This is a genomic window from Rhizobium bangladeshense, from assembly GCF_001662075.1.
Lineage (GTDB): Bacteria > Pseudomonadota > Alphaproteobacteria > Rhizobiales > Rhizobiaceae > Rhizobium > Rhizobium bangladeshense_B.
In genome coordinates this window covers 85464-100588 of record NZ_LYPL01000002.1, presented here as the reverse complement: position 1 = coordinate 100588, position 15125 = coordinate 85464, and the positions used below count along the sequence as shown (strand labels likewise).

The 15125-nt window shown below is 61.4% G+C and carries 15 protein-coding genes; 5 read left to right on the top strand and 10 right to left on the bottom strand.

Translation table 11 applies throughout. From position 1 onward, the window contains the following. Positions 1-155 precede the first annotated feature (155 nt). The 4 genes from A7X77_RS04380 to A7X77_RS04360 form a co-directional block, all read right to left on the bottom strand. Positions 156-413, bottom strand: a complete 258-nt coding sequence (locus tag A7X77_RS04380) for a GlsB/YeaQ/YmgE family stress response membrane protein (RefSeq protein ID WP_009986535.1) — start codon at positions 411-413, stop codon at positions 156-158. A 473-nt stretch (positions 414-886) separates the two neighbouring features. Further along, a complete protein-coding gene (locus tag A7X77_RS04370) occupies positions 887-1294 on the bottom strand; it encodes a GFA family protein (RefSeq protein WP_064681793.1) in 408 nt (135 codons plus the stop codon). Positions 1295-1680: 386 nt separating this feature from the next. Then, positions 1681-1947: a DUF2277 domain-containing protein gene (locus A7X77_RS04365; protein WP_064681792.1), complete on the bottom strand. Its 267-nt coding sequence runs from the start codon at positions 1945-1947 to the stop codon at positions 1681-1683. Between the two features lie 391 nt (positions 1948-2338). Further along, a complete protein-coding gene (locus A7X77_RS04360; protein ID WP_064681791.1) occupies positions 2339-3415 on the bottom strand; it encodes a class I SAM-dependent methyltransferase in 1077 nt (358 codons plus the stop codon). Between the two features lie 181 nt (positions 3416-3596). Here A7X77_RS04360 and A7X77_RS04355 point away from each other — a divergent pair, with 181 nt between their 5' ends. Continuing rightward, the gene (locus tag A7X77_RS04355; RefSeq protein ID WP_064682304.1) at positions 3597-4661 is read left to right on the top strand and encodes a GlxA family transcriptional regulator; all 1065 of its coding nucleotides are present in this window, start codon (positions 3597-3599) and stop codon (positions 4659-4661) included. Between the two features lie 19 nt (positions 4662-4680). Here the strand turns inward: A7X77_RS04355 and A7X77_RS04350 are convergent, their stop codons facing one another. Then, positions 4681-5583, bottom strand: a complete 903-nt coding sequence (locus tag A7X77_RS04350) for a LysR substrate-binding domain-containing protein (RefSeq protein ID WP_064681790.1) — start codon at positions 5581-5583, stop codon at positions 4681-4683. Positions 5584-5713: 130 nt separating this feature from the next. On the opposite strand from A7X77_RS04350, the gene A7X77_RS04345 reads away from it, so the two are divergent. The 3 genes from A7X77_RS04345 (at position 5714) to A7X77_RS04335 (ending at position 8696) form a co-directional block, all read left to right on the top strand. Continuing rightward, entirely contained in the window at positions 5714-6586 is an 873-nt protein-coding gene (locus tag A7X77_RS04345) for an NAD(P)-dependent oxidoreductase (protein ID WP_064681789.1), read from the top strand. A 392-nt stretch (positions 6587-6978) separates the two neighbouring features. Continuing rightward, positions 6979-8136, top strand: a complete 1158-nt coding sequence (locus A7X77_RS04340; RefSeq protein WP_064681788.1) for an extracellular catalytic domain type 1 short-chain-length polyhydroxyalkanoate depolymerase — start codon at positions 6979-6981, stop codon at positions 8134-8136. An 80-nt stretch (positions 8137-8216) separates the two neighbouring features. Beyond that, positions 8217-8696 (top strand): hypothetical protein, encoded by a 480-nt coding sequence (locus A7X77_RS04335; RefSeq protein WP_064681787.1) that lies wholly within the window; start codon positions 8217-8219, stop codon positions 8694-8696. A 140-nt stretch (positions 8697-8836) separates the two neighbouring features. Here A7X77_RS04335 and A7X77_RS04330 read toward each other — a convergent pair whose 3' ends face one another. From A7X77_RS04330 to A7X77_RS04315, 4 genes are all read right to left on the bottom strand, one after another. Further along, on the bottom strand, positions 8837-9364 hold the full coding sequence (locus A7X77_RS04330; protein ID WP_064681786.1) for a cytochrome c: 528 nt from the start codon (positions 9362-9364) through the stop codon (positions 8837-8839). A 360-nt stretch (positions 9365-9724) separates the two neighbouring features. Continuing rightward, positions 9725-10255 (bottom strand): nuclear transport factor 2 family protein, encoded by a 531-nt coding sequence (locus tag A7X77_RS04325; protein ID WP_064681785.1) that lies wholly within the window; start codon positions 10253-10255, stop codon positions 9725-9727. A gap of 12 nt (positions 10256-10267) precedes the next feature. Next, positions 10268-11236: an alpha/beta hydrolase gene (locus A7X77_RS04320; RefSeq protein WP_064681784.1), complete on the bottom strand. Its 969-nt coding sequence runs from the start codon at positions 11234-11236 to the stop codon at positions 10268-10270. A 90-nt stretch (positions 11237-11326) separates the two neighbouring features. Continuing rightward, positions 11327-12004: an AraC family transcriptional regulator gene (locus tag A7X77_RS04315; protein ID WP_245293708.1), complete on the bottom strand. Its 678-nt coding sequence runs from the start codon at positions 12002-12004 to the stop codon at positions 11327-11329. Here A7X77_RS04315 and A7X77_RS33790 point away from each other — a divergent pair. Next, positions 11984-12781, top strand: coding sequence for a nuclear transport factor 2 family protein (locus A7X77_RS33790; RefSeq protein WP_245293707.1), 798 nt, complete (start codon positions 11984-11986; stop codon positions 12779-12781). The two genes, A7X77_RS04315 and A7X77_RS33790, sit on opposite strands and share 21 nt — an antisense overlap. A 512-nt stretch (positions 12782-13293) precedes the next feature. On the opposite strand, the gene A7X77_RS04305 is transcribed toward A7X77_RS33790, so the two are convergent. Continuing rightward, positions 13294-14958 carry an adenylate/guanylate cyclase domain-containing protein gene (locus A7X77_RS04305; RefSeq protein ID WP_245293706.1) on the bottom strand — a complete coding sequence of 555 codons (1665 nt, stop codon included), beginning with the start codon at positions 14956-14958 and terminating at the stop codon, positions 13294-13296. Positions 14959-15125 lie beyond the last annotated feature (167 nt).

The window sequence follows — 15125 nt, the reverse complement described above, 5'->3', positions numbered from 1 at the left end:
TCCGCCCCCGCCCTTAAAGGTCCGGCTGCTTTTGACGCATCTGCCACGTCCAGGTTCGCCGGGCGCCTTGAACACGAGATGACCACGCCTCAAGCCACGCTCGCGCGGCAGGAGTGCGTGAAGGAAGGCGGCCGTTTGGGGCGCCTCCTGTTTCGTCAGGCCGGACGTCTGATCATTCTTGCAATGGCGATCAGGATGCAGGCTCCGATGAAGCCCGCGATCAGATAACCCAGCCATCCGCCAAGGGCGACGCCGAAGAGCGACAGGATAAAGTTGGCGACGATGGCGCCGACAATACCGAGCAGAACGTTCATCAGCACGCCCATGTTGCTCTTCATGAACATCTCGGCGAGCCAGCCGGCAATACCGCCGATGATGATTGCGGCGATCCAGCCTATACCTTCATTTTCCATAGGATTTCCCCATTGTGATTACTGAGCGCCGGCTGTCCCGCAGATCGAGCGAAACCGATGGCCAAGCGACGAGACTATAACCTTCCGCGACGCCAGTTGGTTCCGTAAGCCCCGCCCCAAGGCGGTGCGTGCTCTTGTTGATCCGGTTCACCTCATTTGTCGGGCGCAGACCAATCGTCCGTCGGCATCGCTCAACTCTGGCTGTGGCCCTACCCACTCTCCGTCATTCCAGGCCTTGGGGGAACCACCGACGAGGCCGGCATGGGTCCTCGGGTCAAGCCCGAGGACGACGGAGAACGGGGTGAGCTCCGTGGCAAATCCGACGATCAATGGTAAGGGGATAGCTGCAGCGTTGCGCCTCCAGCCCATGGCCCTCCCCAACCTCCGTCATTGCAGGCCTTGAGCCTGGAATCCATGGCGGCCGCCTCCCGAAACAGCTTCAGCGCGCCACGCCATCCTCTCCACCGACACGTTCACCCCTCCCCATGACGCTCGATCGCCTCGGCGAGGCCGATCCAGTGCGGACGGTTGTTCCACCAGTGGACATGATCCGGCGCGGGAAAGGCCGGATCGGCGAATGTGCCGCCGGCGATGACGACCGAACCGGGAAAATAATCTCCGGATTTCGAAAATCCGCCACCGCCGCAGATCCGGCAGAAGGCTTTCATCACCTCGGGCGTGCTTTCGCCTTGCGGAAACCAGATCGAATAATCGCCGGAGACGATCCGGACATCCCCCTCGCGGAACCAGACATTGTGTGACAGCGCGCTGCCGGATGCACGCTGACAACGGGTGCAGGTGCAGATGTGGTTGTGCAAGGGGTCGCCATCGACCTCCAGGGAAAGCGCGCCGCAGGGACACTTGGCATGAAAGATGGGCATGTCGATCCTCTCGCGCTGACAAACACTTGTGACCTCACAGCTGGGGGTCGACAGGTTGCAGCATAAATTTCCGCCTTTCCGAAAGCGAGACCGCCGGGACAACAGATCTGCAAAGATCACTCGCTGAATGGAGCACGGTTGCGCGCCGCCGTGTCGCACCACAGCTCACCCAACCTCCGTCGTCCTCGGGCTTGACCCTGGGCTTGACCCGAGGACCCACGCGGGCCTCCTCTGCTGCGCCCGTGGATCCCAGGCTCAAGGCTGCTCAAGGCCTGTGATGACGGAGGACGGGGTGCGGTTGGTGCCATACTTGCTGCCGGCGTGGTGGATGTTTGTGCGCTCCTTCGGCAGCCCGGTCCCATCCGCCGGCGCCTTTCGGGCTCTTTTCATGCAAAGCGCATCGCTGATCGCGCACGCGCCTTCGCCGCGACTTCGGCGCGGTCGCGAGGCGGCTGAGAGGTCTCCAGCGAATGCAGCAGCTCGTGGGCGCATTTCGCGATGGAATTGACCGCCTGCTCGAAGGCGGCCTCATTGCGTTTCGAAGGCTTGTTGGTTCCGCTCAGCTTGCGCACGAACTGCAGCGCGGCATCATGGATCTCCTCATCGGTCGCCGGCGGATCGAAATTGAAGAGAGGCTTGATATTTCGGCACATGACTTGCTCCCGGTCGTCTCCCTCCCATTCGGGAGGATTGCTTTCCCTAAACTAGTCGCGCGAGCGTAAATGACAAACGGCTGGTCGTCAGGCAGCAACAGCACCCTACCCTCCGTCATCCCAGGCCCTGAGCCTGGGATCCACAGCCGCAATCGACGAGGTCGGCATGGGTCCTCGGGTCAATCCCGAGGACGACGGAGGATGGAGTGGGCGTCGGCACGCCAGAGCGGCGCTTTGCGGTATGGCAGCAACGGCACCCCCACCCTCCGTCATCCCAGGCCTTGAGCCTGGGATCCACGGCCGCAATCGACGCGGGCGTCATGGGTCCTCGTGTCAGCCCGAGAGCGACGAAGGGTGGGTGGAAGTCCGGCGCCCTCGGTCGCCGGTCTGGTCAGAGGCGGGCTTCGAGGATCAGGTTGAAGGGCGTCTGCATGGCCTTGCGGAAGCGGGTGAAGCCCGCCTTGCGGAAGACGTCCTTGAGCCTTGCCTCGCCGGCCTGGGCGCCGAGCACGATGTGACCGCCGTCGGAAATCGCATGGGCGCAGCAGATCGTCGTCGAAGCGGCATAATAGAGCCGGCCGACCGGCGAGATGTTGTCCTCCACCCGGTCATTGGCGAAGGGCTCGACCAGCATCACCGTCCCGTCCTTGGCAAGGGCCTTGGCCGCATGCGTGGCGGCTGCCACCGGATTGCCCATATCGTGCAGGCAGTCGAAGAAGCAGATGAGGTCATAGCCCGTCCCCGGATAGGTTTCCGCCCGCGCGGCCGAAAAGCTGGCGCGATCGGAAACGCCCGCCTCGCCCGCCACCTCTCGGGCTTCGTCGACCGACTTTTCGTGCGTGTCGAAGCCGTGGAAATTCGACTTCGGGAAGGCCTGCGCCATCAGAACCGTCGAATGGCCGTGGCCGCAACCGACATCGGCGACCAGGGCGCCTGCCTTCAGCTTCTCCACCACGCCGTCGAGCGCCGGCAGCCATTCCGGCACGAGGCTGGCGCGGTAGGCGTTGCGGTAGAAGGATGCGACGCCGCAGAAGAGCCGGCCATCATGGTCACCCCAAGGGATGCCGGCGCCGGTGCGGAAGGCCTCGACCGCCTTTTCCTCGTCGGCCCACATGGAAGCCGGCGTTGCCCAGGCATTCGGGATGAAGACGGGGCTGTCCTCGTTCGCCAGCACGAAGGCCTGTTCCGGCGTCAGCTCATAGGTGCCGCTGACGGCATGATAGGTGACATAGCCGCCGGCGACCTGCGAATTCAGCCATTCGCGCACATATCGTTCGGCGCAGCGGGCGCGGGTGGCGATCTCACGAGACGTGAGCGGACCGCGGTCGGCCATCGCCTTGTAGAGACCGAGGCGGTGGCCGAGGCTGACCATGACCCCTCCATAGCCGGCGGAAAGATCGCTGACGACGCGGCCGACCAGCGTATCGAGCTTCGCACTGTCGATGGTCCTGCTTTGCATGGTATCCATGATGTTTCTCCCTGTTTGCAAACCTCCGTTCGAGGTCCAGGGAAGGATCGCAGACCGTGAGCATGAGCGGCAGAGCGGTGCCGGCCATGATCGGGTCATTTGCGCCACGCAAGGCAAGCTGTCGCCTCCACAGTGGCTCCGGCTGCGCTCCGGGGTTATCATTGCCGCCAAGGGGGAACCGATGATGACGGAAACGCAGCAGGAGGCGGAGCGGGCGCCGGGGCCGCAGCCGCTCCATGTCAGCCTGGTGGCGCTGCCGGAGGCGGCAGTCTCGACGCTCAGCGGCATCTTTGATGTCATGAACGCCTTTTCCATTGTCCCGCCGGACGACGGCATTGCCAAGACGCCTCCCTTCCACGTCGAGATCGTCGGCGAACGGGCCGGCCCGCTGACGCTCGCCAGCCGCGTGCCGCTGGTGGTGCAGCGGCCGGTCGCCGACATCGAGCGGACCGACATCGTCATCGTGCCGTCGGTCGTGCTCGGGCCGGAAGGCTGGGTGAAGCGCCGCTATCCTGAACTGGTGGAATGGTGCCGGAGGATGCATGTGAGGGGGGCGCTGATCTGCTCGGCCTGTTCGGGCATCTTCCTGCTTGCCGAGACCGGGGTCTTCGATGGCGCCGATGCCACCGTCCATTTCGGCTATGCCCAGACGTTCCGCGACGCCTATCCTGAGGTCACGATCCATCCCGAGCAGGTGCTGGTGGTCGCCGGCCAGCGGGACGAGCTGATTACATCAGGCGCCTCGATGACATGGCACGATCTCGTGCTCTACCTGATCGCCCGCCATGCGGGGGCGACGGCGGCGCAGACGGTGGCCCGCTATTTTGCGCTGCAATGGCACCAGGACGGGCTGGCTCCCTACATGGTGTTCGAGGGGCGGCGCGACCATGGCGACCAGGCGATCCAGACTGCACAGGACTGGCTTGCCGCCCATTTTTCGGTCGCCAATCCGCTGGAGGAGATGGTCAGGCAGGCGGGGCTGACGGAACGGACCTTCAAGCGGCGGTTTACCCGGGCGACCGGCATGAGCCCGATCGCCTATGTGCAACGGCTGCGGATCGAGGAGGCGAAACGGCGGTTGGAGCGAACCGAAGCTTCGGTCGACGAGATCAGCTGGCAGGTAGGCTACGAGGAGCCCGCCTTCTTTCGACGCCTGTTCAGGCGGATAACCGGCCTGGCTCCGGGGAATTATCGTCGCCGGTTTCAGGTGCCGGCCTATGCGAAGCGGCCTTCATCGCATGGCTGATGCGGCGTTTTCCGTCGCTTCAGGCGTCCTGCGGTCGCCGGGAGAGTTCTGCGATCAGATAGTCCGCCACGATCCGAACCGAGGGGAGCTGCCCGCGCCGATGCGGCATCAGCAGGGTTGTCGCCACCCCACCTCCTGTCCATTCGGGTAAAATGCGGACAAGTGCGCCAGACGCAATCAGCGGTGCACAGAAGCTGCTCGCAAGGCAGGCCACGCCGAGACCGGCCTTGGCCGCTTCCAAGAGCGAGATCGTCTCATTGGCCACGTAGCGCGGCATAGGTGTGATCTTGGCGACCGCGCCTTCGCCATTGCGGAGCGTCCAAACCGCTTCCGAGGGCGATGCCATCAGCCCATCGAGCTTACTCGCTTCCCCGGGTCGCGAACACACACCTTTCTCCCTGATATAATCAGTCGAGGCGACGAGCCAGGTGGGGTCGTCATCGATCCGGCGTTGCACGAGATCGTTATCGGGCAGCGGGGAGAAATGGTTGCGGATCGCGATGTCGAAACCTTCCTGCACGATGTCCACGAACCTGTCGGAAACGTCGAGCGTGATGCGCATCTTCGGATAGCTCGCCGCCAGGCGTGGAAGCAGCGCCGCCAAACGGAACTGGGCAATTGGCAGCGATGCGGTGATCCGTACAGTTCCGCTCGGCTCCGCCAGACGGCCCTTGATGACATGCTCGGCGGCCTCCGCCTCGATCAGCATGGCGGCGGCATGACGATACAAATCCCGGCCAATCTCGGTCACCGCGAAGCTGCGCGAGGTCCGCTGGATCAGGCGGACGCCGATCTTCCGCTCCAGCTCGGAAAGCCGCTTGCTGAGCGTCGACTTGGGAAGGTGCAGCGCGCGACCGGCTGCAGCGAAACCGCCGTGATCCACGACTTGAACGAAAACGAGAAGGTCGTTGAGATTGAGCATTTACCTATCCGTCGTTCCAATTTGCAGACGATGGATCCACAACTAGCCCACTATTACGCACTCGTCCAATATTGCATCTTTCGCCACGCCGCTCACTGGGCGGAACCCGGAACGTGAAAGGATGACACATATGGCGAATATCTCGGTTCTCGGCCTCGGAGCGATGGGGCAGGCGCTAGCCGCCCGATTTCTCCAGCAAGGGCATTCGGTCACCCTCTGGAATCGCACGGCCGGCAAGGCTGGCTTTCTGGTCGCCAAAGGAGCACGCGAAAGCAGCAGCGCGGCAGACGCCATCGCCTCGAGCGACGTCACGGTGATCTGCCTATTGGACTACGCCGCGTCGAATTCTGTGCTCGACAGTGCGGCCTCGGTTCTTGCCGGGCGTGCGGTGGTCAATCTCACCAATGGCACGCCGGCTCAGGCACGCGCCACCGCCGGGCGGGTCGAAAGCCTCGGCGCCGCCTATCTCGACGGCGGCATCATGGCGACGCCTCCGATGATCGGAGGCGAACATTCACTTATCCTCTACAGCGGTTCGAAGGCGACTTTCGATGCGCATGTCGGTACGCTCGAGGCGCTTGGGGCAGCCACCTATCTCGGTGGGGATGCCGGACTGGCGTCGCTCCACGATCTCGCTCTTCTCAGCGGTATGTACGGCCTTTTTGCCGGCTTCTTTCACGCCACCGCCCTTGTCGGTTCTGAAGGCATCGGCGCGCGTGCATTTCTCAAGCTGCTCGGCCCCTGGATGACCGCGATGATGGGTGAACTTCCCGGATATGCGGAAAAAATCGATACCGGCCGCCACGGCGTCAATGTTGCGTCCAACCTCGCGATGCAGACCGCAGCGCTCGAAAACATCCTCACTGCCACCCGCGAGCAGGGTGTCGCCACCGATCTGCTTGACCCGATGCTGGACCTATTCCGCAAGCGGGACGGTGCCGGACATGGCAATGAAGATATTTCAGGCGTGTTTGAGCTGATCCGGAGCAGGAACAGGGCGTGAGCTGAAGGGCTGACCGGCCACGTCCCCGAAATAGAAAAGCCTGCCGCGGGAGGAGGTGCGGCAGGCTTTCCTAAAAGAACCGAACAGCGACCCGGGAGGAGGAGTACCGCTGTTCCAACAGACGTCCCTTCGGGAGGAGGAGTGGCCGTCTGAATGTCGAAGCGTTGCGGGAGGAGGGGCATCGCTTCGATGAAAATAATCATACTCGCACCAGCGTCACCCGCCAGCGCCTATGTTGCACTGCAGCTATGCACCCGCCGCAGGTATGCGGGGGACGGATAGGCATTCCTGCCCCTGACTTGTCGGCTACTCTGCCGCTCGCGATGGAATTTTCCATGCCTCGAAGGGCCTCGGATAAATTTGCGTGGACGATTTAACCTTGGAATTCCATTGTGCGGCGCAGCAATCGTCCCCACATCAAGAATAGAGGCCGATTGGCGGCCAAGGAGACGACAGTGCTCGACAAGCCCCCACAAAATCACCACTTGGTCGAAATCGGGAGGTTTGGCTCCAATCCGGGGTCATTGAAGGCGTGGCTGTATCTGCCCTCGATCATGGCCCCCGGCACCCCGCTTGTCGTTGCGCTGCATGGCTGCACACAGACGGCGGAGGGCTACGCCGCGGGTTCCGGCTGGTCCGAGCTCGCCGAGCGGCGCGGATTTGCGGTGCTTTATCCCGAGCAACAGCGGTCGAACAATGCCAATCTCTGCTTCAACTGGTTCGAGCCGGGCGACATCAGCCGGGATGCGGGCGAGGCATTGTCCATCCGGCAGATGATCGGCCATCTCGTCCAGTCGCAGGGCATCGATCCCAGGCGCATCTTTGTCACAGGCCTGTCGGCAGGCGGTGCGATGGCGAACGTCATGCTGGCGACCTACCCGGAGATATTTGCAGGCGGCGCCATCATCGGCGGGCTGCCCTATGGCGTGGCCGGCACCGTGGCGGAGGCTTTCCAGCGCATGCAAGGCCGCAATCCGCCGACTGTCTCCAGGCTGCAGTCGGCCCTCAAGCGCGCCTCGAACCACCGCGGGCCCTGGCCCAAGATTTCGATCTGGCACGGCACGCATGACCAGACGGTCCGGGCCAGGAATGCCGATCAGATCGCCCAGCAATGGAGCGGCGTGCATTCCCTTGCCATCGAGCCGACGCGGGGCGAGTTGATCCACGGCCATAGGCGCAAAGTCTGGCTCGACGCGCAAGGCAAGGAGGCCGTCGAGATCTATCTCGTCAAGGGCATGGGGCACGGTGTTCCCCTGGCGACGAGCAGCGATCGCGCGATCGGCAGAGCCGGCCCGCATATGCTCGAGGCAGGGATTTCCTCGACCGTTCGTATCGCGCATGCATGGAATCTCGCCACGGCGGCAGACGTCGAGGATGCCGAGGCAGCCGGAAATTCCGCCCGCCGCGAAGAGCCCAACGCCGCTACATCCACGATAGATAGAGCATTGCGCTACGCCAGGTCGCGCGCAAACGTCGCTAGCGCCGCCCCCGACGGCAAGATCGCCAAGGTCATAAACGACGCGCTTCGAGCGGCGGGGCTGATGCGATAGCCAGTCAATTGCGGCGCTGTTCTACGCCGTGAACTCATAAATTGAGTGGAATTGGTCATGCAAGTTGGCTAGTCGTAGCCATGCTCAAGTTTGTCAAACTACAACTCGGCCAAGGTTGGGTGGCCGAACCAAATGCGCCAGAGCCCCAGGTTTCAGTTGAGGGCTCCTCCGTCAACGTCCGGTTCCGCTCGCGTAGGCCCGTGCACGACAAAAAACCGACGGATATTCTCAGGGCGTTGAGCCTGTTTTCGAAGACCAATCCGAGATCTGATCAGACATGGGGCACTTTGAGATTTGGTGGTTGCAGCCGCTGGCGCTGGGACAGCACCAATGATCATGAATGGCATAAGGTAGACGGCCATGGTCGCTACAGCGGTGTGGCTCCTCGTTGGGGCGAGTTCTATGAGCTGGTCGGTCTCGACCCCGGCCGCGATACCGTGTCTTGGGAAAAGATCGGGGTAGATACCGTTAACTCTCGGCATTTCCTATATTATTTGCGCGATGAAGCGCTTGAGTTCATGGCCGAAGAATGGTCGTTCATCCCCGACCCGACGGCCTAAATCGGCGCTCGTTCGGCGCTGGGACGTTCCTGTCGTTGCACCACCTGATTCAGATTCAGGGATGAGCCGCTATGATCTGACCGACTTCGAATGGAGCGTAATCGCGCCTCTCCGCTACGACAAACTAACCAGGAAAGGCTCTAGTTTGGCGCGGCAGCCGCGGTTTCACCCGGCGGCAAGATCCTAAACATGAAGGTTGAAACCTTCTCCCCTGGCTTGAAAGGGCCAGGGACCTGATGGCTGACCGGTTTCAGGCCTTGAAGGAATACTGCAATTGACGTCACATCTTCTTCAGTGAGTTGCGCAAATGCATGCCACGGCATGATTGGCGCCAGCAGGCGGCCATCCGGCCGCTGCCCGGTCTGAAGCGCCGTCACAATCTGTTCCCTGGTCCAGCTGCCGATGCCGGTTTCCTTGTCAGGCGTAATGTTGCGGCCGACGAAGACACCCTGCCCCGGGATTTCAAAACCGACATCCGATCCACCCAGAAATCGCGAGCTGTCGGGTTTTCCGAAAAAATATCCCGGCGTGTGGCAGTCATTGCAGCCGCCGATCGTGACGAGATATTCGCCGCGCGCCGTCTGCTTATCGTCGGCAGCTGCGATGCTCGACTGCAGCGCCAATGCAGAAGCGGCAAAAATTGCTAACCGTACGCTCAATCGAAACATCTTCCCCTCCATGATACAGCAGCTCGCAACTGCCAGCGAACTGAATATCACGATGAACATGTTCTATATATTAGCCATATCGAATTAACGAAGATTGCGGGGAAGATGGCCGCTGGTCGGCCGGGCGGTGCGCGCAGGCTCTGCACAACGCAAGGTAGGCATCGTTGTTTTTCACGAGGGCCGCGGCGATTGTTGCCTCACATTCTTATTTCGGTTCCGAGCTCACTGCTTGAATGATGCGCAAAGGCTTGCGAAAGCGGCCGCACGGCTCCGGCTAGCGAGGCCTGTCTGGATGGGCCATCGCTTTGAAGCCTGGCCACGGAAGAGGCAAAGAGCACATGAGGCCCGCGGAAATACCGCCTAGTCCATCTTCGTCGCCGCGCGCTCGGCGGCTTTGCCCACGAGGCCGCGGTCACCGGTCTCGTGAGTGGCAGTCATCGTCATATGTGTGACCTTCCAGCCCTCGGCGGATTTCACCAGCCCGTAGCGATAGTGGCCGGAGAGAACCCAGAGATCCCTGCCTAAACTATGCGTCGCCTGGAAATCGGCCTCGGCCGTCGCCGTGTCGCCGGATGCATCCACAATCGCGTGGTTTGTGACGAGATGCAGCGTCCTGTCGAAACCCGGCAGGAAGTTCGACCATTGCGCGACCACTTCATCGGCCGACTGTGTGACAGCTTCGCCGCCCCAGAGGCTGGTATAGTCGAGTGTCACCGTCTCGGCGAAGGCGCCGCGCACCCGCGGCCATTGGTGGCGGTCGGCGCCGGCGGCGATGTCCGTAATGGCATCAATGATGGCGAGGCGGTCTTCAGGCTTCATGCTATCTGCCTTGGCGATGGAGGGTGCCGCCATCATCATGATGGTAACGAGACTTGCAACGATCATTTTCATGGGGCCCGCTCCTCAATTCGATTGTCGCCTGAGAACTCTTTCGATGTGCTCGGCCACCGCGTCAGCCGCAGCGTCGACTTGCTGCTGGCGGTCATAGAAATCGAATTGGGTGACGCCCTCGAACCAGCGTGTCGTCGCATCCACCTTCAGCAGGCCAAGGAAGGCATGCGCGCCCTCGGGCACGGCCGCTGCCTCGGAATGGACCAGCAGGACCGGCTTGTCGACGCGCGCGCCGGTGGCGACAGAATCATACTTGAGCCAGGGCTCCCAGGAGCCGAGATTGAACTTGTTGTCATATTGGGGAATGAGACCGCGATCGGCTTCGGTGTAATAGGGGACCTGGTACATGAGGGAGGATTCATCGGTGGCGCTGGCCGCAATGATCATCCTTGGGTTTCCCTTCTCTTCGGCACGCTCGGCACTCCGCGAAACGGCGATCAGCTTGGCAACGCCCTCGGCACCGCCATAGACCTGCTCGACGATCGCCTTGTTGTGCAGCCATGGCGCGACGAGCGATAGGGACCTGAATCTCGGATTGCCGCTGACGGCATCGGCCATATAGCCGGACGAGGCGCATATGCCGAGGCCGTTGATCGCTTCCGGATCGACCTCCGACAGCGTCGACAAGAAATCGGCGGCGGCGATGATATCGGCGGTCTTCATCGCCGGGTCCTCCTTGAAACGGATGGTGCCGCTCGATTCACCCCAGCCGCGATAGTCGAACGCCAGCGCCACGAAGCCTCGCTCGGCCATTTCCTTGGCATAAAGGCCCGACATCTGCTCCTTGATCGAGGTCCAGGCGCCGGCGACGATGACACCGGGCCGCCGTTTTTCGGCAGCCGTGTCCGATGGCACGTAGAGTGTGCCGACGATTGTTTCACCGTTGCTTGGAAATGTGACCTTTCGGGTGGCTACTTCCGCTGCGCTCACCGTCGTTGCCGCCACAGTGGCAAGGATTGCCGCAAGTGCAAACCGTTTCATCTGAACTCTCCGCTGGTTGAACAAAGCGAGAGTGCCAGGATCGCCGGCGCGGTGCAGGCGCGAAAATTGCTCGACTTACGGCCTATGTTGCTATTGCGACCGGAACTGTGCGGGCGTGATGCCCACCCGCTTGCGGAAATGCTGGCCGAAGCGCGAGACATCGGTATAGCCGACGCGGAAGGCGACCTCGGCGACCGTTGCCGACGTCGTCTTGAACAAAAGCCGTGCCCGGTCGACGCGCTCGTCTATGACATACTGGATCGGCGATCTGCCCGTCGCGGCCTTGAACGCGCGCGCGAAGTGATACCGGCTCATGGCCGCCTCTGAGGCGAGCTGGTCAAGCGAGATATCGTCGGTCAGATGCTCCTGGACATAGGCAATCACCTTCCTCAGCCGGCGGTCATCGAGGCTGGCGCAGCGTTCGGCATGCGGCGCCAGCAGCCGGGCCAAATGGGTGGCCAAGGCCAGATCCATCGTCTGCCGATAGAGCGAAGACGAATCCTCCCCGCGATCCGCGGCAAGGCGGACGAGCTGCGCCAGAAGGGGTTCCAGGCCTCCGACGTGCGGCCTGAACGCCATGCGCGTATCGAGCCCGACATCGTCGAGCATGTGCTTGTCGAAGGACACCGTCAGATAAGAATGGGCGTCGTCGAATTCGCATATGCCGGCGGCGCCCCCGGGCAGGATCCAGCCCTCATCGGCGGAAAGCGGAATATGGTGACGGCGGTCCGAGCCGAGGGCCAGGCGATGCTCGTCCTGCGCGACCAAAAACAGGCCGATCGTCAGATCCGACAGTGTGAAAGCGCCGCCGCCGGCAGGAACATCGTGCCTGCATGCCGTCACTCCCCAGTCGCGTCGCGCTGCATTGCTCATGGAAAGAAGCTGGTGAGGCGCGGCGGAAAATCAACCTGCATATGCGCTCATCGACCATGGTCCCTTGAGCAAAAGCAACAATCGCCCAAAGACGCGCAAGAATTGCGCATGTCGCAGCGCCCGCATTCCGGCACCCTTGTCGCGAACCATGTGGGAAAGGGAACATCAATGTCACTCAGAGCCATCGCCGGCGGCGCCGTCTTAACATCCTTCATCCTGATGGGCGGGATCGCCCGGGCGGCAAGCCCCGAAGAGAACCGCAAGATGATTTCCGACTATTACGCCGCCTATGCCTCGGGCGACATGGACAAGGTCGCATCGTTTTTTGCCGAGGACATTTTATGGCACATTCCCGGCCATCATCCGCTCGCCGGCACCAAGCGCGGCAAGCAAGAAGTGGCCGCCTTCTTTCAGCAGCTCGGCAAAGGCAATTTCCGGGCCGAGCTGATCGCGCTGATAGCGGACGAGAACTGGGTCATCGATATCCATCGCGGTTGGTCGAACCGTGACGGCCTTACCAATGTCGATACGGTCTGGGTGCTTGCGTTCAAGATCGAGAACGGCAAGATCAAAGAAGCCCGCAACTTTTCTTTCGATCAGGCCGCCGCCGACAGCTTCTTCTGGCAAGCCTATCGGCTCAAACCGCTGCCCGACCGTCTGAAGATTGAGTGAGCATCAGACAATATGGCTCCGTGGCGGTTGTTTTGCCGGAACCAGACGCTTCGATCGAAATAGCTACCGGCACGCGGCGGGTTTTGAATGTTGTCACGATCCGTTGTGGAACAGGGCGCGACAATCTCTGGTCCACCGAAATGGCCTCGGTACCCCTTCGGCAGCTTCGCGGGCGAGTTCGACCCGAACCAGTCATTGCCGCTGCACGGCGGCAGCGACGCGAAAGGCGCGAGAGGGCCGTTCGTTGCGGGCAATAATTAGAACCGTAGTCGCGGCTTCCTGCCCACCCGTCCGCCGATGTCATCTACCTATCCCTGGGCACACCGCCTACAGATCAGCGCCACTCCGTCATACATTTGTGCTGACACAGTCCGCACGTGCGAAGGTGTTTGCTTCCGCCGGCCTTCCAATGCCGTCGACGCAACGTCCAGAGCTGGATTGGGAAACTTGGACAGGGGTTATGCCTGAACACGGCATGGAAGCCGGGAACAGGAGCCTTCTACGTGACGCGATTATTCTTCGGTCAGACGCTTCTCTCCCGGTGGGAGCCCGTGCTCGATCAACCTGTCGAGGTAGTCGCAATAAGGACTACCTTCATAGAATGGGTGGGCCGCGGCTCGGACTGATTCCGCGTTCAGGTTTGGAAACTTCTTCAAAGCATCAGAGATCCACATCCTCACCTCATCGCTGTTGCCCGTCCTGAGGGCGAGCAACGCTGACCCAATGAATGGATAATAGGTTGTGCGTTCGAACGACGCGCCTTCCCGTAGATGCATCCGGGCCGTTGACAGGTCATCGGGCTCGCCTCTCAGCATCAAGCCAATACCGAGCAGTGTCTTGAACGCAAACATAGACGGATCGTGAGGGCTGAGATCGATGGCATTTTGGGCGGCTCTAATCGTTGTATCGGCGTCCCTGAGCCGCACGGCTGCCATTCCATGTGCAAAGTGAAGAAACGCGTAGTTTTGATTCAATGCAAGGCCCTGTTCAGCGATGGGCATGGCCTCGGCCGCTCGCCCACCCACCGTAAGAAGGAGGGACATCACCGCGTACGCGATATCGCTCCGCCTGTCGATTTCCAAGGCTTTCGTGGCGAACGATAGTCCTTGCTCGATGGCGACCGGCACATCTGCGACACGCCCCCAAAGGACGAGTGCGTATCGGTGACGAGCTAAATAGGCGTAGGGAAGTGCAAAATTCGGATCGTGTTCGAGCGCTTGTCGAAGGAACTTCTCGGCAGTGGCTTGCGAACCTGCTTCGAAGGAAAGCAATTCAGCGAAGCCGCGGTGACAAAGTTCCCAAGCAGTAAGGTTGTCCGTCGATTTGGCGAGGGCGAGGCTCCGTTCGTGCGCTCCCAGCTCTGGTTCGATGCCCGCGATAATCCGGCGCGTTATCTCGTCCTGCACATCAAAAAAATCGGCGATCGGACGATCCCAGCGCTCGGCCCAGATGTGTGCTCCCGACAGCGCGTCGACTAGCTGTACAGTGATCCTCAGCCGTTCACCGGACCGCCGAACCGATCCTTCCACGACATAGCGCACACCAAGTTCCCGGGCGATCTTGCGTACGTCCTTGGCTGTTCCCTTGTAGGCGAAAGTCGAGTTGCGGGCGATCACGAACAACCATCGAAAGCGACTTAGTTCCGTAATGACGTCTTCGACCAGTCCGTCGACAAAGAAGTCCTGATCGGGGGTGACAGAAAAATTCTGGAATGGGAGAACCGCGATCGAAGCACGTACCTGTCCAGAGAGCCGAACCGGGCTGGGCGCTGTGCCGTCCAGCTCGACCTGCCACACGTCAATTGGTTCAGGGATATTCTTAACGGACTGTGGCCCGAGCCACGTCATCCCAGCGTCTATCTTGCTTTGCACATGATCGTAGATTGCACGAGATATGCAGATGCCTCCGGCGGGTGCGATGGTTTCCAAACGCGCAGTGATGTTGACGCAGTCGCCGAGGATGTCGTCGCCATCGATCACCACATCTCCCAGATGAATACCGATGCGGAAACGCAGACGTTGGTCTTCCCTTTGAGGAGACTCGCGCGAGATCAAATTGCGCTGCATTAGAAGAGCCGCTCTTACCGCCAACACTGGCGATGGGAATTCGACCAGGAGCCCGTCGCCCATGGTTTTGACGATGCGGCCACCGCCCTCCATAATTGCCGGGTCAATCACGTGGGTTCGCGTCGCGCAGCCGCGAAATGGTGCCTTCCTCGTCCGCCGCCATGAGACGAGAATAGCCGACCAAATCGGCAGCCATTATTGTAGTAAGACGACGTTCCACGCTTGCCCCTCCGCCAGGAAAATACACTAACTCCTGATAAGCAAATGCGAAAGCGCTC